Origin of the sequence: Planococcus sp. CP5-4_YE (assembly GCF_019042655.1) — a bacterium.
Lineage (GTDB): Bacteria > Bacillota > Bacilli > Bacillales_A > Planococcaceae > Planococcus.
Genome location: NZ_JAHPZO010000004.1, coordinates 177,168 through 202,360, shown reverse-complemented (window position 1 = coordinate 202,360; position 25,193 = coordinate 177,168). Strand labels below are relative to the sequence as shown.

Below are 25,193 nucleotides of genomic sequence, written 5' to 3'. Positions count from 1 at the left end.
GCTGCGGGAGGCCTTTTGTCTGTTTGAACTATTCAGTAGCGACTTTGTCGATTGGATCATGCGACACAGGCTCTGGAACGAATATGAGGACGACCAGGCCGATAATAAAGAGTACGACCAAACTCAAAACCCCTAAACTGGAGTTGCCGGTAATCTGGGAAGTGATACCGACCAGTAAAGGCCCCGTAATTGCTGCGAACTTGCCGAAAATATTATAAAAGCCAAAAAACTCATTGGCATTTTGCTTTGGCACTAGTTTGCCAAAATAAGAGCGGCTCAAAGCTTGGATGCCGCCTTGGCTGGTAGCGACCAGCATCGCAAGAATCCAGAAATCCAGAATGGTTTCGATAAAGACTGCATAGACGCACACGATAATATAGACAAAGATACCGACATACAGCATTTTCTTTCCGGTAAAGCGATCGGCAAGCTTGCCGTAGAGAATCGCGAAAGGCGCAGCGACAACTTGAGTGGCGAACAAAACGATTAACAAGCTGGTGGCACTTAACCCAAGATCGGTCCCATAGGCGGTAGATAATGAGATAATCGTGCCAACACCGTCGATATAGAAGAAATAAGCAATAAGGAACAGGAACAAAGCGCGGTATTGCCGGATCTCCCGGATCGTCTTATTGAGCCGGCGGAAGCTCTGGGCAACTGGATTCGCTTCACGTTTGATGAAATGATGCTGTTTGACATGGCGGAACAGCGGAATCGAGAACAGGGCCCACCAAACAGCGGTGATCAAGAACGCAAGCCGGCTGGCATTCGTGACAGACAGCGGCAACACTTCATTTTGGGCAAGTAAGATAATCAGGATGGCGAGCGCAAACGGAATGGTCGAACCGATATAGCCAAGCCCGTAACCGAATGCGGAAACGCGGTTCATGCGCTTTTCAGTTGTGATGTCGACAATAAAGGCGTCATAGAATAGGTTTGCACCTGTTGCTCCAAGGGCGGCGAAGACGTAGCAGATCAGGAGCCACAGCCACTGGCCTTCCGGCACGAAAGCGAGCATCGCCGTCGAAATGGTACCCAGCAGGAAAAACACCGTGAAGAATTTCTTTTTCATTCCCTCATAATCGGCAATTGTGCCGAGCAGCGGGCCGAGCATGGCCAAGATGAATGTAAAAATAGCGATAGTGTAGCTTAAGTAAGCGGTAGAATCAGCCAGCTCCACACCGGCATCTGTTGCGGCTGCTTTATAGAAAAGCGGAAATACTGCCGTCGTGATGATGATGGAGTAAGCGGAATTGCCCCAATCGTATAGCGCCCAGCTTTTTTCCGGTTTCGTAAATTTCGCCATAGCGCAAGGCCCCCTTTTTTAAGTCTATTGTACAAGACAGGATGTAAAAAAGGGTGTTTTTGACTGAATATTTGCTGAAAATTTACAATATAATGCAAGATGAATCGAAACCTTCGCATTTGAGGCGCAGTCTTTATTCAGCTACACTGATGGAAGAAAGCGAGTGAATGGAATGAAATTGGTATCATGGAATGTAAATGGCTTGCGGGCCGTGATGAAAAAAGGATTTATGGATTTCTTTGAGACAGTAGATGCCGATATCTTGAGTGTCCAGGAAATCAAATTGCAGGAAGGCCAAATTGATTTGGAGATCCCGGGTTATCATACCTATTGGAATTATGCGCAGAAGAAGGGCTACTCAGGTACCGCTATCTTCACTAAACAGCGCCCATTGAATGTCCAGTACGGAATCGGCCTTGAGGAGCACGATACAGAAGGCAGGTTGATCACATTGGAATTCCCTGAATTTTATTTGGTCAATAGCTATACGCCGAACTCCCAGCACGGGCTGTTGCGTCTTTCTTACCGGCTAATATGGGAAGACAAGCTGCTTTCATATATCCAGCAGTTGGACCTCGAAAAACCCGTCATTTTATGCGGGGATCTGAACGTGGCACATCAGGAAATCGATTTGAAAAACCCGAAAGCCAATAAAAAGAACTCAGGCTTCACGCCAGAAGAGCGCGGGAAAATGAGTGGTTTCCTCGATAGTGGTTTCGTCGATACATTCCGCCATTTCCATCCTGATGAAGGCGGCCATTATTCATGGTGGTCTTATCGTTCGAATTGCCGGGAAAAGAATGTCGGATGGCGCATCGATTATTTCATCGCATCCAACCGGCTCGTTGGGAAAATGAAGAGTGCAATGATCCATAAAGATGTACGAGGCTCGGATCATTGCCCGGTAGAGTTGCAACTGAACGATTTATCGGCTTAAAGAATTATTCATAGTATTCATCTGTTAAATTAAAAAAACCGGCAAGCCTGAAACAATCTCAGGTTTGCCGGTTTTTTGTCTCATAATAGAGTTCCACGTGAAACATTTAAACGTTCATCACACGTTGTGCTAGGCGTTTGCAATTGTCTTGGTCGAAATAATCGATGTATTCATCGGCTTTCCCGTACCATTCGTTATGAGCAATATTATTTTCAACCATATAGGAGAGCGTGTTAAAGACATCTTCTACAGTCGAGGATTTATAACCGTACAGGTCTTTATCGAGGTCGAGATAGGAACCGCGCTTCTCCGTATATTCCTGTTGGTCGAACATGAAAAAAATGATTGGTTTATTCAAATACAGGAAGTCCCAAGAAACGCTTGTGATATCTGTCAGCAGCATATCATTTTCTTCGATCGATCGCTCGATGGAGGCGTGGTTAAAGTCCAGAAATTCGATACCGTAATCTTGGTCGGCGAGTGGAAAGAAATGTTCTTCAAATCGCTTCATGAAAGGATGCAGAGCGATTTGGAGGTGAATGCCGTTGGATTTCAGGAGTTCCCGTATCCCTTCGTGCTTCAATAAGCCGATCGTGCTGCGAAAATAATTACTTTCGAGAAATTCTTCCCTTGAGAGGTCAAACAGCCATTCACGCCAAGTCATCATCATGAGGATGCGCTTCATTTCTTTTGGCGGCTGGTTTGGCAAGTAGCGGTCAAAACGGGGGAATCCGGTGATGATGAGTTTCTCTTCAGGGATTTTCCATTTATCGCGTTTCAATTCGTATTCATAGCGCGATGCGCAGTTGAAATAATCCGTCCGCTTGAGGAGTGGAACATCCTCTTTTTGGATTAGGATTTTCTTGAAGCCTTCGATGCCATGGCTGACATGCGTGATGACTGTCCGGCGATTCAAATTCAAGAATTTGTCGGCGGATGGCACGATGTCGTAAAGCAAAGAATGCCCGTGAAACGTGTAATCAGCCCGGAAAAACAGCAAATAATTGCGGAAACTGCCAAGCGCTACGGCGTTTGGAACTCGCCCGTTCTTGGCATAGTCGGTCGACGGGTCATACATCCAATAAGCCGTGACTTGCTTTGCATGGTTATTCACCAAATATTTATGGAAAACGGAAGCATTGTCTTCGTATTTTTCTCCGAGGTTTCCTCCTACCAGGGCGATTTTCGGGCCTTTTGCATTTCGGTAAAACCGGGAGAGAATATAGGCCGCTGATACTTTCAAAAAAACTTTCAAAGGGTCCCATCTCCCTTTCTCTTTCAAGGTAACGCTCATTTCCAGCCCTGCTTTCTGTTAGTCGATTCCATTCTAGTTTTCCATATCCAGCTGGATTTGTCTATTCCAAGAGAGGCGGGTTTAATTTCAAACGGTAAAGGGCCCCGGGCAGAACATGATTAAATAGAAAAAACCGGTGAGTTTAGGACTCACCGGTCTTTCTTATGGATTCAAAGAAGAATGATTGACACCGAACACATTTTCCACGTCGATCAAGAAGGCGATGCCTTTTCCGGGAGCATCCAGGTCGACTGCCTGTTCGATGCTTGCGACTACTTTTTCTGCAAATATGGACGGTACTAATGTCAGTACAACGTCTTTTTCCGGGTCGATCGTAAAGTTCATGAACTTTTTTTGTTCATTAACCCCAGTACCGCGACCTTCCAGGATAGTGCCGCCTTCAGCGCCGGCTTTTGCGGCTGCCTTGACAACTTGTCCGGAATCTCCGGAATTAACGATGGTTACGATCAATTGAAAATCTTTCGGTTCTGGCATTTCTTCCACCCCTCGCTTCTTTTTTCGGTCGTCTTCGCGCTTGGTAAGATGGGGAACCCCCAGCAACTTGCTGAGATGGACAGTAAAGCCGAGGCCGTAGCCTGATTTACCCAATTTCCCGGCATGGCTAATCGCTTCTGCAACGGCCAGTTCTATTTCTCCGTCGACAGCAATAAAGACGACATCTTTTTCATGCGTAGCGGGAAGCCCGAGGAAAGTGGGCTTTTCGTTTCTCCCGATTCCTTCCGCATATAACACCGTTGCCCCATCTGCGCCAGCTTCTTTCGCCGCTGCAATGACATCCCTCGAAGCACCGCGTTTTACGATGGCAATCATCAGTCTATGATTCAGATTCATGGTTTTGTTTCACTGCCTTTCGATTAAAGAGTAAACCGACAACTAGTACGGAAATGATCGGTGTTAATGCCACGATGGCAATCATTCCAAAGCCATCGACAAGCGGATCCCGCCCTTCGGTGACAGAAGCGATGCCGACTGCCACAGAGACGATGAATGTGACGGTCATCGGCCCGGTAGCGACACCGCCTGAGTCAAAGGCGATGGCGATAAACGTGCGTGTGGAGAAAAAGATCAGGATAAGGGCGAGAATATAACCCGGTACGATGAAATACCAGATCGACCAGCCCGTCAAAATCCGCAGCATCGACAAAGCGATAGATAAGCCGACCCCTGTCGATAAAGTGTAGAGCATGATCTGCGAGGAAATGTAACCACCCGTTTCGCGGTCGACTTCCTCATTCATGATGCGGACAGCCGGTTCGGCAAATGTCGCGACAAAGCCGAGCACAAATCCAATCGGGACAATTGCCCAGCGATATTGCCATTCGCCAAGTTCCGCACCCATTAATTCACCAAAGGGCATAAAGCCGATATGGACGCCTTGCAGGAAAAAAGCCAATCCGAAAAACGTTAACACGAAGCCGAGTCCGGTTTGCAACACGCGTTCCTTTGGCAATTTAAGCATGAACAATTGGAATACACTAAAGAATACGATAAGTGGAAGGAGAGCCATGCTGACTTCGATCAGCACTTCCCCGAAACCTTGAAAAATATGCAAGTTCACCGGTATAGCACCCCCAGCAGCATGACAGCGATGATGGGGCCAATCGAGGCCAGCCCGATCAAGCCGAAGCCTTCGCCGCTGCTCGGCTTATCGGAGCGCAGGACGGAGGCAACACCGATGCCCAGCGCCAAAATGAAAGGCACTGCCATCGGGCCGGTCGTGACCCCGCCGGCATCGAAGGAAATTGGGATGAATGCCTCAGGGACAAAAAAGGAAAGCAGAAAGACAAGGGTGTACCCACCGATCAGCATATAATGGATCGGAATGCTAAACAGCGTCCGGACCATCGCCAAAGCGACGAAAATCGCCAGGCCGACCGAGACGGATAAGATAAGGATATTTCTTGAGATATCCCCTCCTGAAACGTTATCGATTTGATTGGCCAATACACGGACGTCCGGTTCGGCAATTGTGACGGCGAGTCCGAGCACTAGGCCAGTCCCGATGATCAGCCATGGCTTGCGGGTCAAGGGCAGCTTTTTGCCAATCAGTTCACCAATCGGAAGCAACCCTGCATTGACACCGAGCAGGAACAGAAAAAAACCGGTTCCAACAAAAACAACGCCGATCAAAAACTGCAGCAACGCTTCGAGTGGCAGACGAATGATCAGGACTTGAAGCAAGACGACGACGATCGTGACAGGAAGAATGGCAGAGGCGACTTCTTTGAAAGTACTTTTGACATTTTCCATGCAGCATCTCCTTTACAGCGGATTTGGCTTGATGCAATTCACGCGGCGGTTGGGACAAGGAACTACAATAGTCGTTAAGATAAAGAAGAATATATCCGAGCCAGGAGGAATGAAGATGAAAAAAAACAAGAAGACCGAACCGATGCTTCCCGCAAAGCTAGAAACTTTTTCTTTTATTGAAGCATTAGATGATGGATATGTCCATGACTGCCGGATTGTTTCCGAGGAATTAACGGCAGGAAGAATTCATTTTGACCGCGTGCAGTTCGAAAATACCCGTTTTTTGGATGGCGAATGGGAACGCAGCGAGTTTGCAGATGTGGTATTCATCAATTGCGATTTATCGAATGCTGATATGAGCCGTGCGGTGTTCCATCGGGTGCAGTTCGAAAATTGCCGGTTGCTCGGCACGGATTTTACGGAAAGTACAATCCGTTATACGCGTTTTAGAGAATGCCGACTCGATTATGCGATTTTCGGGTTTTCCCATATAAACGACGTGACATTCGAGAAAAGTATTCTGCAGCAAGCAGACTTCTATGAAGTAGACTTACAAAATGCGCAGTTTCTCAATAGTGAGTTAAACGAAGCCAATTTCACGGGAACTTCCCTCAAAGGAACCGATTTCAGTTCAAGCCACTTTAATGAGCTACAATTGACTACGGAATTGCTTTCAGGGTGCAAAGTATCTACGGATCAAGCATTGCTATTTGCCCGGAAATTGGGATTAAACATCATAGAATAAATTTTTTTGTCTTTTTATAAGCTTTATGACATGTTAATTTACCAATTATTACATTAAATAGATACAGTTCACTAAATATTCATTATATTTTAAAATATTTCCATAAAATGATTGCTCATTCAATTTAATTGCAGTATATTTAAAATAATTAGAAATCGAAATCTATTAAAAGGAGCAGGAATCAACTATGAAGCAGTTAAGCAAAAAAATAAAAGATTTAAGAGAAGCGAGAGGCCATTCTCCGGAAGAGCTTGCAGACCTTCTGGGCTTTGCGAAAAGCACGGTTTGGGCATACGAAAGCGGCAAGAAACAAGTGTCAGTCGCGCATCTGGAACGCCTCGCCGATTTCTTTGAGATTTCTGTGGACAGCCTATTGGACCGCGACGACCGCATAATTAATTTTAACCTTCAAAATACAAATTTCCTGAACGAATATACAGTGATGCTCGATGACCAGCCATTGAATGAAGCGGAACTCGCCGAAGCGGCTTCTTTTATCCAAGTGAAACGTCGCATGGGCAGTTATGGCTTGGCGACTTGATGAATATGTCCGTGAAATCATGAGCCTGTTCTCCTGTAATAAGGAGAGCAGGTTTTTTCGTACGATAAAAGTAATTGATGAATTGTATTTGACAGAATTATCTGTCAAAATAAAAAGAGACTCAAGGAAATGGCGGTGAGGGTTTGAGAAGATACATAATGTACGAAACATATCGGCTGGGAATTCTCATCGACCATCTAAAGGCGGAGGACTTGATCAGGCAAATCGATGAATATATTGAAGACACGCAAGTTGACCAGATTCCCCATATCTTTTATGTCCTGTCGCTTTCGAGCAACCGCCGCATCATGATTGAATTGCTGACAGATTTAGCGCGAGGTGTCGACGAAGAGCTGCCGGCATCGATTGTCGCCGGTATCCTGTACAAAGATCGCGCGCGTTATACGGTGGAAGAGCTGTACGGAAAAATCGGTATGCTGGCTTCGCTGTTATCAGATGAAGACGATGAACTTGCGGCAAGTTTCCGCGAATTAAAATCCTCCTATGATGAATTGCAAGCCGTCTATGGGAGGCGCTTTAAACGGAAAAAAGCAAGAGAGCGCATGCTTGCCCGCAGTGAAAAGGTATTGGAGGAGACACTCGCTGAATATGCCCATTTTGCGGAGGAAATGGACCGCAAAGAATGGTGGCTCAATTAAACCTGTTTATTCTGTTTGCTATGGGGAAGACAAATTATAGCAACTTACAGAATCAGGAGGAGAAAATAATGACTAAAACGATTTTCATTACAGGAGCTGGAAGCGGACTCGCAAAAGGTACGGCACTTGGACTGGCGGCGAAAGGCCATAAAGTCATCGCGCCAGTTGAAACAGCCCCTCAAGTAACATCACTCCGTGAAGCGGCATCTGAAGCCGGCGTAGAATTGACGACGTTTAAAATGGACATTAAAAATCCACAGGACCTGGCACAGATGCTTGACTATGATTTTGATATCTTTGTAGCAAATGCTGCCATCAATGAAGGTGGCCCACTCGGGGAAGTGCCAATGGCAAACTTCCGTGAATTATTCGAAGTGAACGTCTTCCAAACGCTTGAAACCGCTCAAATCGCAGCACGTAAATTTGTCGAGAAGGGCAAAGGCAAGATTATTTTCCTATCTTCCATGGCAGGGATCATGTCGACTCCTTACGTCGGCCCGTATACAGCGACGAAGCACGCTATTGAAGCCATTGCAAAAACATTGCGCAAAGAAATGGCAGAGTTCGGCGTGCAAGTAGCGACGATCAACCCGGGAGCTTTCGCTACAGGATTTAACGATCGCAGTGCAGAAGCCAAATGGAAATGGTTCGATGAGAAAATCCACTTTACACGTCCTGAAGACATGAAGGAAATGGAGAAGGGCTTGGAAGACCAATTCGATCCGCAGGACATGATCGATAAAATGGTGGAGATCATCCCGCAAGATTCTCACAAATTCCGCACAGCGTATCCAGAAGAGACCGAACAACAGATGAAAGACGAAGAAGCTAAACAGTGGGAGATCGAAATTTAAGCTGAAAGGAAGAGGGCCATGAAGCCGGAACACTGGGCTTGGGAATTGATGGAGCACGGTGCAGGCAATGCAGGCGAAGTTTGCCGCTTATTCGATGCGCTCGTGCCAGTCGACCCGCATGAAATGTTCGGGATATGGAGAGGGCGCGAGTTGCCATCAGGACACCCGTTGGACGGCTGGCTTATAAAATCGGGCTGGTACGGCAAAGCTTTCCACAGCATCGAGCATGTCGATCCTTTATTGTTTAACACCCCTTTTGGAAAACCGTTCCCGCTGCATCCGTTTCCGCCCGGGCTGATCGCTAACCACCTGAGCGGTGCAAGAGGTGCAGCCCGCCTCAGGAAAATGGAATGGCGAGGAAAAGTGAGTGCGGTGATGATTTACGATCAATTGCCGATTCATGACCATTTCCGCAAAGTGAACGATGATGTCCTTTTGGGCATGATGGATTGGAAAGGGATGAAGCGGCCATATTTCTTCCTGTTGGCCAGAGTGTACGACTGAGATTATTTTCATTGGCATGATTCGAATAAAAAGGCCTTTTCAGCCACCCTGGAAACCAATCGATTTTCTGGGGTGGCTTTTCGTATGTCAAAAAAGAAATAGCCCTCTAAATATGGTAAGCTACGTTCATAGTAAAACAGTATGGGGAGTGTTCAAAGTTGTTGGAACAAGCAAGAAAACTACTGCAGTCGCATTTCGGGTATGATAGCTTCCGGACCGGCCAGGAGCAGGCCATCACGCAAGTTTTCGATGGCCAAAATACGATTTGCGTCATGCCGACAGGCGGCGGGAAATCGATGTGCTACCAGATTCCTGCGCTTGCCATGGAAGGGACAACCATCGTTGTCTCGCCGTTGATCTCCCTGATGAAAGATCAAGTCGACTCATTGCAGGCAGCCGGAATTCCAGCTGCTTCTATTAATAGTTCACTCGACGTCTATGAAGTCCGTGAAATTCTTCATGAGGTGCAAATGGGCATCATCAAATTATTATATATCGCGCCAGAACGCCTTGATTCGGAAATGTTTTTGGATGGCTTGCAAGGCGTCAAGGTTCCGCTCATCGCAGTCGATGAAGCGCATTGCATCTCGCAATGGGGGCACGATTTCAGGCCGAGCTACCGCTTGATCAGCCGCATGCTGGAAATTTTCCCGGACAATCCGACGGTGCTGGCGTTGACAGCGACAGCGACACCCCAAGTACGGGAAGATATTTGCCGCATCCTGGATATCGAGGAACAAAATACTGTCATCACTGGATTTGAACGGGCAAATTTAAGTTTTTCAGTTATTCAAGGACAGGATCGCGAACGCTTTATCCGGGATTACGTTCAGAAAAACGACAATGAAGCTGGCATCATTTACGCAGCGACGCGCAAAACAGTGGATTCGGTCTATGAATCGCTTGTCAAACGCGGGGTCAAGGCGGCTAAATACCATGCCGGCATGCCGGACGCAGAACGGCGCCTCGGACAAGAGCGCTTTTTGAACGATGAAGTGACGGTGATGGTAGCGACCAATGCATTTGGAATGGGCATCGACAAATCCAATATACGGTACGTGATCCATTACCAGCTGCCCAAGAACATGGAAAGCTATTATCAGGAGGCTGGGCGTGCGGGGCGGGATGGACTACCGAGTGAATGCATCGTGCTTTACGCTTCGCAGGATGTCCAGACGCAGCGCTTTTTGATTGATCAGGCACAAGATCCTTCGCGTATTCCAGGAGAGTTGAAAAAGCTCCAAGGCATGGTAGATTACTGTCATACAGAAAATTGTCTTCAGCAATTCATTGTTCATTATTTCGGTGACGGAAGCGCCGCACCGTGCGGCCATTGCGGCAATTGCGTCGATGAACGTGAAGGGCAGGATGTCACAGAAGATGTCCAAAAAGTGCTGTCGTGTGTCATCCGCATGGGCCAGAAATTCGGCAAAACGATGACTGCCCAAGTATTGACTGGCTCACGCAATAAAAAAGTGCTCGATTTTCGCTTTGATCAATTGTCGACTTACGGCGTGTTGAAGCATATGAATTCGAAGGAAGTGTCAAACCTTATCGAATTCATGATTTCACAAGAATTGCTGGCCGTTGAACAAGGCAGCTTTCCGACCATTTTTGTGCCTGACGGGGGGCGTGATGTCCTGCTTGGAAAACGCCGTGTCATGAGAAAAGGTGTTGTCGTGACGAAACGTATCGCCACGAACGATCCGTTGTTTGAGGAATTGCGTATAGTCCGCAAGAAATTGGCAGACGAAGCGGGAGTTCCGCCGTTTGTCATCTTCTCCGACAAGAGCTTGCAGGACATGGTGGCACGTAAACCGAAAGATGAAGAGGCTTTTCTGGAAGTCAGCGGAGTGGGAGCGAATAAGTTGGAGAAATACGGAGAATACTTTCTTGAAGCGATCCGCATGTATGAAACGGTGAATAATTCGTAGCAATTCAGTTGCTTCAATAAAAGCATTTGTCTTATGTACTAATATGAAAAATTAAGTAAATCAAGAAAAGTTAATAGCTATAAGAAAAGAGCGCGGAAAATGAATCATTTTCTACGCTCTTTTCTTATAGAGAATTCTATGGGGCGCGGCTGAAAAATAATTTCGCGCGACAGCTTTTTCCGAGTGATCAATCAAAAGATGCCATCTTAAATTGTATAATTACTGGAAAAATAGCTGCACGGAAAAGGAGACGAAAAAAATACTGTATCAATATACACAAATGGCGAATAAAGAAGAATCGCTATACATCTTTACTTGAAAGCGTTTTCACTCGGAATCTTAGATCTGGCAATGAATCTTCATGCGCTTGATAAAATTTTCACAAAATGAAATTGTATATATATTCAGTTATATGGTATACTATCATAATATTATGACAAATTAGCGTGTAAAAGGAGGCGGTTATATTGAGTAAGAAAGAGTATCCGATCGCACAAGGACTGTATCATCCCGACCAGGAGCACGAAGCTTGCGGTATTGGGATGATCGCTAATATAGACGGTAGAAAATCTCACAGTATTGTTCAGAACGCAGTGAACATCCTCTGCAACTTGGAGCACCGCGGCGGCCAATCATCCGATACGAGCACCGGAGATGGCGCGGGCATTTTAACGCAGATTCCGCACCGCTTTTTCCTAAAGCAATGTGAAAAGGAAGGCATCGTTCTTCCGGATGAAGGAAAATATGGCATTGGCATGATCTTCATGCCACAGGATTACGATCTCCGCATGAAAGCAAAAGACGTCATCCAGCGCATCGTTGAAGAAGAAGGCCAAAAATCACTCGGCTGGCGCCCTGTGCCGGTCAACGATTCGTTTGTCGGCAATGTCGCGGCGAAAACCAAACCGGTCATCCGCCAAATCTTCATCGGCGCATCAGCCGAGCTTGAAACGCGCATCGATTTGGAACGCCGTTTGTATATTATCCGCAAACGTATTGAGCAGGAAATGGGCGGTGTGGAAGAATTCAAGGACGTTTACTTCAGCAGCTTGTCTGCCGGGACGATTGTTTATAAAGGCATGCTCATCCCGGAACAACTAGATTCGTTTTATATCGACCTCAACCATCCCGAATTCAAATCGGCGTTGGCACTCGTCCACTCACGGTTCAGTACGAATACCTTCCCGAGCTGGCAGCGTTCCCACCCGAACCGCTACTCCATTCATAACGGCGAATTCAATACGCTTCGCGGAAACGTCAATTGGATGAGAGCCCGCCAGCTCGCTTGCAACTCCCCTTACTTCAATGACCAAGACTTGCAAAAAGTCCTGCCGGTCATTGATGAGACAGGAAGCGACTCGTCGATGTTCGACAATTGCTTCGAATTCCTCCATCTTTCAGGCCGTTCGCTTGCGCATACGGCAATGATGATGGTGCCGGAGCCATGGGTCAACGATACATCGATCGACAAGAAAAAACGTGATTTCTACGAATACCACAGCACGCTCATGGAGCCGTGGGACGGGCCGGCAGCGCTGGTATTTACAGACGGACGCCAGATTGCAGCCTGCCTCGATCGCAACGGCTTGCGCCCGGCGCGTTATTATATTACGAAAAGCGGCATGATCGTCCTCGGTTCAGAAGTTGGGGCGCTTGATATCTTTTCGGATGACATTATTTATAAAGACCGCCTACGCCCAGGGAAGATGCTTCTGGTCGATCTGGAAGCCGGCAAGATCATCCCAGACGACGAAATCAAAACGCAGATTGCTTCCGAGCTCCCTTATAAAGACTGGATCGAAAACAATTTATTCGATTTGGCTGATTTGCCGGACCCGAAAGAAGTTGTGCATCCAAATAGCGAAGGGCTGTTGAAACAGCAGCTTGCTTTTGGCTATACGCAAGAAGAAATTCAGAAAATCATCAAACCGCTGGCGTCCGACGGAAAAGATCCGGTCGGCTCGATGGGTTACGACTCACCGCTTGCGGTGTTGTCGAAAAAACCACAGCTTTTGTATAACTATTTCAAGCAATTGTTTGCACAAGTCACCAACCCGCCAATTGACGCCATCCGGGAACAGATCATCACGGCGGCGCGGACAACCATTGGGGCTGAAGGCAATCTGGTGGATCCGAAACCGGAAAGTGCCCGCCATATCCGGCTAGAAACACCGGTGTTGCTGAATGCAGAGCTTGAAAGGCTGCGCCAGCAGAACCTCCCGGAGTTCAAGGCCGTCACCTTGCCGATCTTGTTTGAAGCAGACGGAGGCGCAGAAGCGATGGAAGCGCGCTTGGAAGCATTATTTGCAGAAGCGGACGAAGCCATCGAAAAAGGCGCAACGCTTGTCATCTTATCTGACCGGGGAGTTGATAGCACGCATGCGGCGATTCCTGCACTGCTCGCAGTATCCGGGCTTCATCACCATTTAATCCGCCAAGGCACCCGGACGCGTATGAGCATTTTGCTGGAATCCGCAGAGCCGCGCGAAGTGCATCATTTTGCCATGTTGATTGGGTACGGAGCAGAGGGGATTAACCCTTACCTAGCATTCGAATCGATTGAAGACTTGGTGGCGAAAGACGATATCCATGGCATGGACGCGGTGCAAGCCGAAGCGAGTTATGTTCAAGCTGTAACAGATGGAATTATCAAGATCTTGTCTAAAATGGGCATTTCAACGATTCAAAGTTACCGAGGTGCACAAATTTTCGAAGCGATCGGCATTCATATGGACGTCATCGACAAATACTTTACACGGACATCTTCACGTCTTGGCGGTATTGGACTCGATATCATTGCCAAGGAAGTCCTGTTGCGCCACGCGTCTGCTTATCCGGAACGCGAGGGAGCGAACCCGGCGCTTGAGTCGGGCGATGAGTATCAATATCGTGAAAATGGCGAAGATCATCAGTACAACCCGATGACCATCCATACGCTTCAACAGGCGTGTCGGACGAATAATTTCGATACCTTCCGCAAGTATTCAAAGCTATTAACGGATGAAAAAGCCAATCTCCAATCCTTGCGCGGCTTATTGAAATTCAAAGATCGCACGCCGATCCCAATCGAAGAAGTCGAAACGGTCGAAGAGATTTGCGCACGATTCAAAACAGGTGCCATGTCCTACGGCTCGATCAGTAAAGAGGCCCACGAAGCATTGGCGATCGCCATGAATAAAATCGGCGGCCGCAGCAACTCCGGAGAAGGCGGAGAGGAAGTTTCGCGCTTTATCCCGGACGATAACGGCGACAGCCGCAGAAGCGCCATCAAGCAAGTCGCATCTGGCCGCTTTGGCGTCACGAGCCATTATTTAGTCAATGCTGACGAAATCCAGATCAAAGTCGCACAAGGAGCGAAACCTGGAGAAGGCGGGCATTTGCCAGGCAAGAAAGTATATCCTTGGATTGCGGAAGTTCGCGGTTCGACAACGGGTGTTGAATTGATTTCACCGCCGCCTCACCACGATATCTATTCGATCGAAGATTTGGCGGAATTGATCTTCAACTTGAAAAATGCCAATCCGCATGCGCGCATCAGCGTCAAGCTTGTATCAGCTGTCGGTGTAGGTACGATCGCAGCAGGCGTCGCCAAAGGCCGTGCAGACCTGGTCTTGATCAGCGGTTATGACGGCGGCACAGGTGCTGCGCCGAAAACGAGCTTGAAGCATACCGGCTTGCCGTGGGAAATCGGCCTTGCTGAAACGCATCAGACATTGCTATTGAACGGCCTGCGCGACCGCATCGTCGTCGAAACAGACGGCAAGATGATGACTGGGCGCGATGTCGTCACGGCAGCGCTACTCGGAGCAGAAGAATACGGCTTCTCGACAGCACCGCTCGTCGTCCTTGGATGCGTCATGATGCGCGTCTGCCATTTGGATACATGCCCAGTTGGGATTGCGACACAAAACCCGGAACTGCGCAAAAAATATACAGGCGAAGCAGACCATGTTGCGAACTTCATGCGCTTTATCGCCATGGAAGCACGCGAATTGATGGCAGAGCTCGGCTTCCGCACCATCAATGAAATGATCGGACGCACCGATGTGCTGGAAACGAATAAAGCCATCAAGCATTGGAAAGCGGAAGGGCTGGATTTGACGCAGCTGCTCTATCAGCCGGATCTTCCGGATAAAGTCGGCCGCTATGCGACGATCAAGCAAGACCATGGCTTGAAGCATACGCTTGACGTGCAGGAGCTCTTGCCTCGCTGCCGCAATGCGATCGAAACGGGAGAGCCGGTCGAAGTATCGACGGCGATCCGCAACATCCACCGTGCGACCGGAACGATTATCGGCAGTGCCATTTCCCGTAAATACGGGGCGGAAGGCCTGCCTGAAGACACAATCACTTTCAACTTCCAAGGTTCTGCAGGTCAAAGTTTCGGTGCGTTCATTCCAAAAGGCATGACGCTGAAACTGATCGGCGACTCCAATGACTTTGTCGGAAAAGGTTTATCCGGTGGCAAGATCATCGTCAAGCCGGCAGCAGATTCGACATTCCTTCCTGAGAAGAACATTATCATCGGCAACGTATCGTTTTACGGTGCTTCGGCTGGGGAAGCGTATATCCACGGCATGGCCGGCGAGCGTTTCGCGGTCCGTAATTCAGGCGCGAAAATCGTTGTCGAAGGTGTCGGCGATCATGGCTGTGAATACATGACCGGCGGGCGCGTCGTCATCCTCGGAGAGACCGGCAAAAACTTCGCAGCTGGCATGTCAGGCGGTGTCGCCTATGTCCTTGATGAAGAAGAGACATTCAGCGAACGCTGCAACCCTGAAATGGTTCATATGCAGCCGCTCGCAGACCCTGTTGAAATTGCGGAACTGAAAGAAATGGTCGAAAACCACGTGCGCTACACAGGAAGCCTCAACGGCAAACGCGTATTGACGCATTGGGAGATTCTGTCTGCCAAATTCGTCCGGGTCATTCCGAAAGCCTATTTGAAGATCAACGAACGCATCAGCAAGCTGCAGGATAGCGGCATGGCGAAATTTGATGCTGAAATGGCCGCATTCGAAGAAAGTAAAATGGCTTCAGCCGGTAAGTAACAAGGCCGGTAACAGCTGCCTTTCATAGAGAACAGCTTGAAAAATATGCGAACTGGAGGGAAACAATGGGGAAGATAACCGGATTTATGGAGTATAACCGTCAGACTGTAAAAGAACGCGACCCGGCACAGCGGACACGTGATTGGAAAGATTATACGATTCCGCTATCTGAACAGGAAGTGCAAAAGCAAGGAGCGCGCTGCATGGATTGCGGCGTTCCGACCTGCCAGACCGGCATGGATCTTGACAACGGCACGACCGGCTGCCCGGTCAATCACTTGATTCCGGAGTGGAATGATCTTGTCTATCGCGGCCAATGGAAAGAGGCGCTTCACCGCGAGCATTTAAAGAATAATTTCCCGGAATTCACCGGTGTCGCTTGTCCAGCGCCGTGTGAAGGGGCTTGTGTTCTCGGCATCAACGAACCCTCTGTTGCGATCCGTACGGTTGAGAGGTCCATCATCGAACGCGGATTTGCGGAAGGCTGGGTCGTTCCAGAACCGCCGAAACACCGCACCGGCAAAAAAGTGGCTGTTGTGGGTTCAGGTCCAGCAGGTCTTGCATCGGCAGCCCAATTGAACAAAGCTGGCCATACCGTAACAGTGTTCGAAAAAAGCGACCGCATCGGCGGCCTGCTGACGTACGGCATCCCTGAAATGAAGTTGCCATACGACATGGTCACGCGCCGTGTCAAAATCCTTGAGCAAGAAGGCATCACCTTCGTGACGAATGTCGAAGTCGGCAAAAATTATCCCGCAACGAAATTAAGCGATGATTTCGATTCGGTCATCATGGCGACCGGTGCGACTGTGCACCGCAATATCGACGTCGAAGGGCGTGACTTAGAAGGCGTGCATTTCGCAATGGACTTCCTGCATGCCAGCACGAAAAGCTTGCTCGATTCCGATTTGGAAGACGGCAATTATATTTCGGCAAAAGGGAAAAACGTCATCGTTATCGGCGGTGGGGATACGGGGACAGACTGTCTCGCAACTTCCGTACGCCACGGCTGCGAGAGCCTGGTGCAATTCGATGTCTACGATCAAAAAGGCGCACTCCGTGACGAAAAAGGCAATCCATGGCCGCAGTATCCGAAAATCCACCGCGTAGAATACGGCCATAAAGAAGCCGCAGCAACTTTCGGCGACGATCCGCGTGCCTATGCGGTCATGACGAAGAAATTTGTCGGTGATGAAAACGGACACGTCAAAGAAGTCCATACTGTCAACGTCAAGTTGAAAATCGATGAGCAGGGCAACCGCATTCGCGAAGAAATTCCGGGCACGGAAAAAGTATGGAAAGCGGACTTAATCCTGATCGCAATCGGATTCAGCGGGCCGGAACAGTTGCTGATTGATCAGTTGAATGTAGAAACGCACGCCAATTCACGCGTCAAAGCCGAATACGGCGATTACCGCACGAATGTAGAAGGGATCTTTGCGGCAGGAGATATGCGCAGAGGCCAGAGCTTGATCGTCTGGGCGATCAACGAGGGCCGTGAAGCTGCGCGGGAATGCGACCGTTATTTGATGGGCAGCACTGTATTGCCTTAACTGAATATCAATAAAAAGAGTTCGCACTTTATAGTGGCGGGCTCTTTTTCACGAAAGAAAAAAGATATTCATTATCTTTTCAGAAAATACAAATATTTATTTTTTGTTAATTTTTACATTCGTATTGTGCCAAAGTCCTGGTTTATATATACTAGTCATTGTAGGACTATAGTTAACCTCGCATATAGTCGCAGCAGGAATTCATAACCTACGAATTTAACTAAATGTCAGGAGGAAATGTAATGTTTAAGAAAAGTATTGCAGCTGTCGCTTTTTCATTTTTAATGATTTTATCGTTAGGTACAGGAGCTTTTGCAGAAGAATTACTCGTAGTATCGGAAGTTCCGTACTATGAAATCGAGGAAGGCATGAGTGCGGAAGTGCAGGCAGCTATCAAAGACATCAACGGCGTAAATGCAAAAATTGAAGCTGAAATCGTGAAAGAACAAGAAAAAGCCGCAGAGTTGCACGAAAAATATATCAATCAATTAGCTTCTGAAGAAGATGAAGCGAAACAAGCTGAACTTACAGCTAATTACGAAGAAGAAATCGCGCAATTGATTAAAGCTTTGCAGAAAAAAGCTGAAGAAATTACATTGGAAGGAATTGAACGTGCCACAGCTTCAGGAATCGTCGCAGACATCGTCCTAGTTCAAGAAGATTTCGCAGACAAAACTGCTAAAATCGACCCGATCGTAGTAGTTTCTTGGTAAGAATATTGTAGATAACCTACAAAAAGAGTAGTATGAGAGTAGAGGTAACTTTGCTCTCATTTTTTTTATATAAGGGAAGTGAATGTGTGAGAGGCTTGGATATATTGAATGGGAACTATCTGGAAAAGATTGAAAATGATACCACAACCCTGTCTTTATTAGGACGAGGGGGTGGGTTAGAACTCCTCAAACAAACAATTTTAAAAGATAATAGTTTTATCCTTTTTCCAAGTGAAGTTGCTGATGCTTATGAATTTTATTACATATTGGATGGAGAGATTCAGGCGGAAGTCGAAGGAGATATCATTACATTAGGAAAAGGTAGGTTCTTTTCATGCAATGAATTAGAAGTGCCTGTTTCTTTCGGAGTTACAGAAACGGTGACGCTTTTCTCAGTATCGACGGTTCCTGTCTTTCATTACTTGAGCAAAATTATCGAAGAGTTAAGAAAAATTGGTGAAAAAGTTGAGCAAAAGGATCGTTATACTTTTAATCACAGCGCTCGAGTAGCTAACTATGCTGTTAAAACAGCTGCGAAGCTAAAGTTAACCAGAGAGCATATGGAATCTTTATTTTTAGCATCCATCCTCCACGATATCGGCAAAATCAATATTCCTGAAGAAGTACTGAAAAAACCTTCCAAATTGACGGATGAAGAGTTTGATCTAGTGAAAAAACATCCAGGGGATGGGGCAGATATGATTCGCGACACCCCTTATAAAGATATTGCCGATATTGTGGAGCAGCACCATGAACGGTTGAATGGGCGCGGATATCCATTCGGCTTGAAAGGCGACGAGATCCTGATTGAGGCGAAAATCATTGGCGTCTGCGATACTTTTGATGCGATGACAGAAGACCGCGCTTATCGTTCTGCGTTCACGGCCGGTTATGCGATGGACGAGATCGAGCGATTGATCGGTATACAATATGATGAAGAAGTTGTAAAAGCATTTAAGCAAGTATTGTTAGAAGAAGGAAAATTAACAGATACACCGTAAAGGACGCTCTTCCACAAGAGTGTCCTTTTCCTTTTTAGGGAAGCGATGTTTGAAAATAGGCAATTCCGTCTATACTTACTACACTAAGATTTATAAAATTTGAGAAGGAGGTCATAAAATGGCAAGAAAATCAGGTGGATTTTTCAGCAAACTTGTATTGCTTGGTGTAGGAGCAGCAATCGGGGCAGCAATGACACAGAAAAAATCAGAAACTGGCAGCACGCAAAGTACCGGCAGCTCTTCAACGAATAAAGCCGACATGAAAGAAAACATCAAGAAGAATTTGGACCGCTTCAACGAACAATCGGGAGGCATGGTCGATAAAGTAAAGCCCCATATCAACAAAGCAGTCGATACAGTCAAGACGACCATCGAGAAGCAACAGCAAATGATGGATAAGGAAAAAGACGCGCTCGACCAAGCGAATAAGACTGTCCAAGATGAAGTCGGGGAAACAAAAGGATCGGATTCTGCGACGGGCAAAACGACATCTTCGTCGAACAACGGCTCGTTCTCTTCTACTGGCTCCTCTACAGAGTCGGACAAGCCGAGCGGCGGCGCATTCGGCGGCAGCACCGACTATACGGATTCATTGAAAAAGAATCCGGAAACTGGTTCATCTTCTGACAAATCTTTAAACGATGACACAACAAAAAAATAACTTCGGTTATAATAGAACAAAGAACAGCTATGCCGAGCATGGGCATGGCTTTTTCTTTCCCTCCAGTAGACAGAAAATTCACATCTTTTAAAAATCAGCGGAAGTTACTGGCGGTATTCTAACAGAGGGGGTTCGGCCACGTGTTTAACGATTATAAAACCAGTCCATTTTTTGATGAGATGTTTATGCCCGATGGAAAACCGAAAGCCCACTACAAGACTTTCCATGAAGCGATCAAGCGATTTTCAGAAGATGAATTAAAGGAAAAACACGAAACAGCACAGTTAGCGTTTCTCCGCCAAGGCATCACTTTCACTGTCTACCATAATAATGTAGGGACTGAGCGGACAATGCCGTTCGACTTTGTGCCGATCATCATCCCGCCGGAAGAATGGGAGATCGTCGAAAAAGGAATGACGCAGCGTGCAGAGGCACTGAATCGTTTTTTGGATGATGTCTATCACGACCAAAATATTATTGAAGCAGGGATTGTGCCCCGGCATTTGGTCGAAGACAATCCTTATTATTACGAAAAACAAATGAAAGGCGTCGATATCCCGCTCAGCAATCATATCTTCCTGGCGGGAATCGACTTAATCCGTGACGAAAATGGCAAATACCATGTACTTGAAGACAATTTGCGCAACCCGTCAGGATTGTCTTATGTCTACCAGAATCGCTATGTTATGCGGCAAGTGTACCCTGAGTTTTTCGTCAATCATTCGGTGAGGACGCTCGAGCATCAAATGAGCTTCCTGCATGATTCGATTTTGGACCATGCCCCAAAAGGGAGAAAAGACAAACCGTTTGCGGTGCTATTGACTCCCGGCATGTACAACTCGGCTTATTACGATCACGTTTTCCTGGCCCAGCAGATGGGAATGGATTTAGTCGAAGGCCGTGATTTGGTCGTCCGAAATAATATCGTCTATATGAAATCGATCCGTGGGCTGAAGCGCGTCGATATCATTTACCGCCGAATCGATGATGATTTCTTGGATCCTGAAGCATTCCGTTCAGATTCTGCACTCGGGGTCAGGGGTGTGATGGAAGCTTACCAAAAAGGCAATGTCGCGATTTTGAATGCGGTCGGAAACGGCGTCGCAGATGACAAAGCGATCTATGCATATGTGCCGGAGATGATCCGCTATTATTTGGACGAAGAACCGATCATCGACAATGTGAAAACGTATTTGCTTGATAAGCCCGAAGATCGGGAATGGGTACTCGAGCATCTTGAAGAGCTCGTCGTTAAAAACGTAGGGGCATCCGGCGGGTATGATATGCTCGTCGGCCCACACGCATCGAAGGAGCTGATCGAAAAGTTCAGGGAGAAAATCATCGAAACGCCTCATCAGTATATAGCGCAGCCGACAATCAAGCTGTCCCGCGCACCCGCTTATCAAGGAGACAAGTTCTACCCGTGCCACGTGGATTTGAGGGTATTCGTCATGAGAGGCGAAACGACCCACGTATTGCCTGGCGGATTATCCCGCGTTGCGCTAAAAGAAGGTTCGCTTGTTGTCAACTCTTCTCAAGGCGGCGGCGGAAAAGACACGTGGGTATTCAAAAAGAAAGAAGAAGGGGAGGATGCGTAAATGTTAAGCCGTGTTGCAAATTCATTGTATTGGATGTCCCGGAATGTCGAGCGGGCGGAGAACAATGCGCGCATCCTCGACGTACAATTGCTTCAGATGATCGAAGCGGCCGATGAAGAGTTGGTACGCGATTCGGATTGGCGGCTGATTTTTGAGATTTGTGATTCGACGGAGACGATGCGGCGGATCAAAGCCAATCCAACGTATGAAGAATCGGAGCTGGTGCAATATTTGGCGATGGCGCAGGAAAATTCCAATTCAGTCGCCAGCTGCGCCATGGTCGTTCGTGAAAATGCCCGCATCAGCCGCGACCATATCCCGGATGATTATTGGGAAACCTGGAACCGTTCATATTTGGCGCTTAATGAAATGGATTTGAAAAACAGTTCAGTCCGTGACATGAGGTCATTCCTTGAAAACATCAAAACGACTTCACTTATTTCCCAGGGAATTGTCGAGTCTTCGATGTCCAGGGGTGTGGCGTATCAAATGATTAAAATCGCCAAATGGCTCGAGCGGGCAGAAAAGACGGCACGCATTTTGAATGTCGTCTGCGAGCGGACGCGTGAACGCGTCAGAAAAGAAAAGACAGATGATTATTATTTCTGGCTGGCGGCTCTCAGGATGACGAACGGCTACAACGCGTACTTGAAGAGCAATCCGCCACGCATGGAGCCGAAGAAAGTATTGAGCTTTTTGATCTCGGACAAAACCTTTCCGAGGTCGATCCGCTATTGCCTTGACCATGTACGGGCTGCGGTTGAAGAACTTGAAGAAGGCAAAGTTTCGCATTATTCATGGGAGTTATATGCCAAACTCGATGAAGTCCGGACTTCCTTCAGTGAGACGGATATCGAATCGTTGGATTCGGATGAATTGATGCATTTTTTGAACCGTTTCCAGGATGGCTGCAACGAAATCAGCCGGATTTTCTCCAGCACTTATTATTTGACCGATCCCGAAGCGGAAACAGCGATGGCGTTCCAATCCCAAGGGATGGATATGAAAGGAATAACTTCTATGAAATACAAAATCGAGCATACCAATATTTTTGATTATGAAACAATTGTCGACCAAAGCATGAACACCATCCGCCTGAAACCAAGAACGGATGAATGCCAGCGCCTTCTGTCTTACCGCGCGGATATTACGCCCGCGACATTAACGAAAGAACATGTTGATATTTTTGGCAATAACGTCGAGACGTTTTTCATTGCTGAACATCACCAGCACCTGGAAGTGAAATCGACATCAATCGTCAGCATCCAGAAAAGCCCGTTCATTCACCGCATCGATTATTCGCCGGAAATGAATATTATTTTCCATTCGCAATTATTCACCGAGCATTATATGGCTTATCTGAGCAATACGGCTTATACGTACATCACTCCGGAGCAGATGGAACTGGTCGACCGCGAGCTTGGGGCGATGACTAACCCGGTGCAATACGCTATTGATGTGACGGAATATGTCTTTGACCACTTCACATATGACGGCGAGTCAACCACGGTTACGACCAAAGCGAGCGAATCTTTCGGTTTGAAAAAGGGCGTTTGCCAGGACATTACGCACGTCATGCTCGGCATCTTGCGCAGCAAGAATATCCCGGCGCGTTACGTCAGCGGCTATTTATACGTAGGGGAAGATTCGGCACTTGTCGGCGACGCGGCAAGCCATGCATGGGTGGAATTCATGGTGCCCGGCATTGGCTGGGTCGGGCTCGATCCGACCAATAATGTCGAAGCGCTGGAAAACCATATCCGTGTCGGCGTCGGCCGCGATTACAACGATGTCAGCCCGGTTCAAGGCGTCTACAGAGGCGGCAGCCAGTCGCTCGATGTGAAAGTCTCCGTCAGCTTACTCGACCAATAATGCCAATAATCGCTCAACTGCAAAACTGCCCGATCCGTGCCATAATGTAGAGATAAGACAGATGAACGGAGAAGGAGAACTTATGAACACGAACCAATTTAAAGATTACGGCATCAGCGAGCCGATCGTAAAAGCGTTGGAAGGCCTGGGGTACCAACAGCCGACCGAAGTACAGCAGCAAGTCATCCCAGCTGCTCTTGAACAACACGACTTGACCGTCAAATCGCAAACCGGCAGCGGCAAGACAGCCGCATTCGGCATTCCGCTCTGTGAACTTGTCGACTGGGACGAAAACAAGCCGCAAGCGCTGGTCTTGACCCCGACACGTGAACTTGCCGACCAAGTGAAAGAAGACATCACCCATATCGGCCGCTTCAAGCGTATCAAAGCGGCAGCGATCTACGGCAAGCATCCTTTTGCGTATCAAAAGGAAGAATTGAAGCAAAAATGCCATATCGTCGTCGGTACGCCGGGGCGTGTGCTCGACCATATTGAAAAAGGCACGTTGAAGCTTGAGAAAATCGAATATCTGGTGCTCGATGAAGCTGATGAAATGCTCAATATGGGCTTTATCGAACAAGTGGAATCAATCATCAAGCAGCTTCCGAAAGAACGGACGACGATGCTGTTTTCGGCGACATTCCCCCAGCATCTGGAGAAACTGCAGCGTGATTTCATGCGCTCCCCGCGCTATATCGGAATCCAAGCAGCTGATACTTTGGAAGAACGGATCGAACATTCACTTGTTATCGTGAAAGAACAGGATAAATTCCAGTTGCTGCGCGACGTCACCGTAGTGGAGAATCCGGATAGCTGCATCATTTTCTGCCGCACGAAAGACCAGGTCGATGCTGTGTCGGAAGGGCTTGAACGCCTGTTCTATACAAGCGACCAATTGCACGGAGGCATGACCCAGGAAGATCGTTTCGGCGTCATGGATGATTTCCGACGCGGCGAGTTTCGTTATTTGGTCGCGACGGATGTCGCTGCGCGCGGAATTGATATCGATGGCATCACCCATGTCATCAACTACGATTTTCCGCTCGAGAAGGAAAGCTACGTCCACCGCGCAGGACGCACAGGGCGTGCTGGCAAGAGCGGCAAAGCCATTTCATTCGTCACGCCATTCGAGGATAAATTCCTGAAAGAAACGGAAGACTATTTAGGTTTTGAAATCACGCGTACTGAACGGCCGTCGAGAGAGCAGGTCGCTTTGGCAAAACCGGCGTTCGAAGACAAGATCGAGAGCCGCCAAAAGCCGAAAAAACACAAAGCTGCTGCCCTCAACCAAGACATCATGAAGCTCTATTTCAACGGAGGCAAAAAGAAAAAACTCCGCGCTGTCGATTTTGTCGGGACGCTGACCAGCATCCCGGGCGTCACGGCGGAAGATATCGGCATCATTAAGATTCAGGACACTGTCACATATATCGATATATTGAACGGCAAAGGACTGCACGTCTTAAAGGCGATGAAAGACAAAACCGTCAAAGGCAAAACTTTGAAAGTTCATAAAGCAAAAAAATAAACTTAGGTCTTTTCCGAGCTGTGAAAGCTTTGGAAAGGGCCTTTTTTCTATAGTTGAGTGGAGAATATTAATGGGGTGGGTTCTTTTGTCATGAAAAAAAGTGCAATTGTAATCAAATATGCCTAATGCTGTCACATGATTGTAACCTTGCCGTGCTATTTTATTTTTACT

The 25,193-nt window shown here is 47.5% G+C and carries 20 protein-coding genes; 15 read left to right on the top strand and 5 right to left on the bottom strand.

Translation table 11 applies throughout. From position 1 onward, the window contains the following. Positions 1-28: 28 nt before the first annotated feature. Positions 29-1,306, bottom strand: a complete 1,278-nt coding sequence (locus tag KTG14_RS07590) for an MFS transporter (protein WP_216970356.1) — start codon at positions 1,304-1,306, stop codon at positions 29-31. A gap of 172 nt (positions 1,307-1,478) precedes the next feature. On the opposite strand from KTG14_RS07590, the gene KTG14_RS07585 reads away from it, so the two are divergent. Continuing rightward, positions 1,479-2,243: an exodeoxyribonuclease III gene (locus KTG14_RS07585; RefSeq protein WP_216970397.1), complete on the top strand. Its 765-nt coding sequence runs from the start codon at positions 1,479-1,481 to the stop codon at positions 2,241-2,243. Between the two features lie 106 nt (positions 2,244-2,349). Here the strand turns inward: KTG14_RS07585 and KTG14_RS07580 are convergent, their stop codons facing one another. The 4 genes from KTG14_RS07580 to KTG14_RS07565 form a co-directional block, all read right to left on the bottom strand. Further along, a complete protein-coding gene (locus tag KTG14_RS07580) occupies positions 2,350-3,498 on the bottom strand; it encodes a CDP-glycerol glycerophosphotransferase family protein (RefSeq protein WP_254178035.1) in 1,149 nt (382 codons plus the stop codon). Between the two features lie 201 nt (positions 3,499-3,699). After that, a complete protein-coding gene (locus tag KTG14_RS07575) occupies positions 3,700-4,389 on the bottom strand; it encodes a P-II family nitrogen regulator (RefSeq protein WP_216970354.1) in 690 nt (229 codons plus the stop codon). Beyond that, a complete protein-coding gene (locus tag KTG14_RS07570; RefSeq protein WP_216970353.1) occupies positions 4,373-5,116 on the bottom strand; it encodes a DUF1538 domain-containing protein in 744 nt (247 codons plus the stop codon). The genes KTG14_RS07575 and KTG14_RS07570 overlap by 17 nt, the downstream gene beginning before the upstream one ends. Continuing rightward, entirely contained in the window at positions 5,113-5,808 is a 696-nt protein-coding gene (locus KTG14_RS07565) for a DUF1538 domain-containing protein (protein WP_216970352.1), read from the bottom strand. Before KTG14_RS07565 ends, KTG14_RS07570 begins: the two co-directional genes overlap by 4 nt. Positions 5,809-5,923: 115 nt before the next feature. Between KTG14_RS07565 and KTG14_RS07560 the strand changes: the two genes are divergently transcribed. The 14 genes from KTG14_RS07560 to KTG14_RS07495 all read left to right on the top strand — a co-directional run bounded on the left by KTG14_RS07560 (position 5,924) and on the right by KTG14_RS07495 (position 25,022). Further along, a complete protein-coding gene (locus KTG14_RS07560; RefSeq protein WP_216970351.1) occupies positions 5,924-6,553 on the top strand; it encodes a pentapeptide repeat-containing protein in 630 nt (209 codons plus the stop codon). Positions 6,554-6,740: 187 nt separating this feature from the next. Further along, on the top strand, positions 6,741-7,094 hold the full coding sequence (locus KTG14_RS07555; RefSeq protein WP_216970350.1) for a helix-turn-helix domain-containing protein: 354 nt from the start codon (positions 6,741-6,743) through the stop codon (positions 7,092-7,094). Positions 7,095-7,252: 158 nt separating this feature from the next. After that, positions 7,253-7,753, top strand: a complete 501-nt coding sequence (locus KTG14_RS07550) for a hypothetical protein (protein ID WP_216970349.1) — start codon at positions 7,253-7,255, stop codon at positions 7,751-7,753. Between the two features lie 68 nt (positions 7,754-7,821). Next, entirely contained in the window at positions 7,822-8,607 is a 786-nt protein-coding gene (locus KTG14_RS07545) for an SDR family oxidoreductase (RefSeq protein ID WP_216970348.1), read from the top strand. A gap of 18 nt (positions 8,608-8,625) precedes the next feature. Beyond that, positions 8,626-9,111: a DUF4334 domain-containing protein gene (locus KTG14_RS07540; RefSeq protein ID WP_216970347.1), complete on the top strand. Its 486-nt coding sequence runs from the start codon at positions 8,626-8,628 to the stop codon at positions 9,109-9,111. A 158-nt stretch (positions 9,112-9,269) separates the two neighbouring features. Next, positions 9,270-11,045 carry a DNA helicase RecQ gene (recQ, locus tag KTG14_RS07535; protein ID WP_216970346.1) on the top strand — a complete coding sequence of 592 codons (1,776 nt, stop codon included), beginning with the start codon at positions 9,270-9,272 and terminating at the stop codon, positions 11,043-11,045. Between the two features lie 467 nt (positions 11,046-11,512). Beyond that, positions 11,513-16,096 carry a glutamate synthase large subunit gene (gene gltB, locus KTG14_RS07530; protein ID WP_216970345.1) on the top strand — a complete coding sequence of 1,528 codons (4,584 nt, stop codon included), beginning with the start codon at positions 11,513-11,515 and terminating at the stop codon, positions 16,094-16,096. A gap of 65 nt (positions 16,097-16,161) precedes the next feature. After that, complete coding sequence (locus KTG14_RS07525) at positions 16,162-17,649, top strand: glutamate synthase subunit beta (RefSeq protein ID WP_216970344.1); 1,488 nt, start codon at positions 16,162-16,164, stop codon at positions 17,647-17,649. Positions 17,650-17,891: 242 nt separating this feature from the next. After that, entirely contained in the window at positions 17,892-18,362 is a 471-nt protein-coding gene (locus tag KTG14_RS07520; RefSeq protein ID WP_216970343.1) for a hypothetical protein, read from the top strand. Positions 18,363-18,448: 86 nt separating this feature from the next. Next, positions 18,449-19,363, top strand: a complete 915-nt coding sequence (locus KTG14_RS07515) for an HD-GYP domain-containing protein (protein ID WP_216970342.1) — start codon at positions 18,449-18,451, stop codon at positions 19,361-19,363. A gap of 118 nt (positions 19,364-19,481) precedes the next feature. After that, complete coding sequence (locus KTG14_RS07510) at positions 19,482-20,024, top strand: hypothetical protein (RefSeq protein WP_216970341.1); 543 nt, start codon at positions 19,482-19,484, stop codon at positions 20,022-20,024. A 140-nt stretch (positions 20,025-20,164) separates the two neighbouring features. Further along, positions 20,165-21,622, top strand: coding sequence for a circularly permuted type 2 ATP-grasp protein (locus KTG14_RS07505; RefSeq protein WP_216970340.1), 1,458 nt, complete (start codon positions 20,165-20,167; stop codon positions 21,620-21,622). Then, a complete protein-coding gene (locus tag KTG14_RS07500; RefSeq protein ID WP_216970339.1) occupies positions 21,623-23,494 on the top strand; it encodes an alpha-E domain-containing protein in 1,872 nt (623 codons plus the stop codon). Between the two features lie 82 nt (positions 23,495-23,576). After that, a complete protein-coding gene (locus KTG14_RS07495; protein WP_216970338.1) occupies positions 23,577-25,022 on the top strand; it encodes a DEAD/DEAH box helicase in 1,446 nt (481 codons plus the stop codon). Positions 25,023-25,193 lie beyond the last annotated feature (171 nt).

What these genes read in the sequence shown, in the direction of transcription:
- KTG14_RS07590 (WP_216970356.1), bottom strand. Translation starts at nt 1,306, where the DNA reads ATGGCGAAATTTACGAAACCGGAAAAAAGCTGGGCGCTATACGATTGG.
- KTG14_RS07585 (WP_216970397.1), top strand. Translation starts at nt 1,479, where the DNA reads ATGAAATTGGTATCATGGAATGTAAATGGCTTGCGGGCCGTGATGAAA.
- KTG14_RS07575 (WP_216970354.1), bottom strand. Translation starts at nt 4,389, where the DNA reads ATGAATCTGAATCATAGACTGATGATTGCCATCGTAAAACGCGGTGCT.
- KTG14_RS07565 (WP_216970352.1), bottom strand. Translation starts at nt 5,808, where the DNA reads ATGGAAAATGTCAAAAGTACTTTCAAAGAAGTCGCCTCTGCCATTCTT.
- KTG14_RS07560 (WP_216970351.1), top strand. Translation starts at nt 5,924, where the DNA reads ATGAAAAAAAACAAGAAGACCGAACCGATGCTTCCCGCAAAGCTAGAA.
- KTG14_RS07555 (WP_216970350.1), top strand. Translation starts at nt 6,741, where the DNA reads ATGAAGCAGTTAAGCAAAAAAATAAAAGATTTAAGAGAAGCGAGAGGC.
- KTG14_RS07550 (WP_216970349.1), top strand. Translation starts at nt 7,253, where the DNA reads ATGTACGAAACATATCGGCTGGGAATTCTCATCGACCATCTAAAGGCG.
- KTG14_RS07545 (WP_216970348.1), top strand. Translation starts at nt 7,822, where the DNA reads ATGACTAAAACGATTTTCATTACAGGAGCTGGAAGCGGACTCGCAAAA.
- KTG14_RS07540 (WP_216970347.1), top strand. Translation starts at nt 8,626, where the DNA reads ATGAAGCCGGAACACTGGGCTTGGGAATTGATGGAGCACGGTGCAGGC.
- KTG14_RS07525 (WP_216970344.1), top strand. Translation starts at nt 16,162, where the DNA reads ATGGGGAAGATAACCGGATTTATGGAGTATAACCGTCAGACTGTAAAA.
- KTG14_RS07520 (WP_216970343.1), top strand. Translation starts at nt 17,892, where the DNA reads ATGTTTAAGAAAAGTATTGCAGCTGTCGCTTTTTCATTTTTAATGATT.
- KTG14_RS07510 (WP_216970341.1), top strand. Translation starts at nt 19,482, where the DNA reads ATGGCAAGAAAATCAGGTGGATTTTTCAGCAAACTTGTATTGCTTGGT.
- KTG14_RS07500 (WP_216970339.1), top strand. Translation starts at nt 21,623, where the DNA reads ATGTTAAGCCGTGTTGCAAATTCATTGTATTGGATGTCCCGGAATGTC.
- KTG14_RS07495 (WP_216970338.1), top strand. Translation starts at nt 23,577, where the DNA reads ATGAACACGAACCAATTTAAAGATTACGGCATCAGCGAGCCGATCGTA.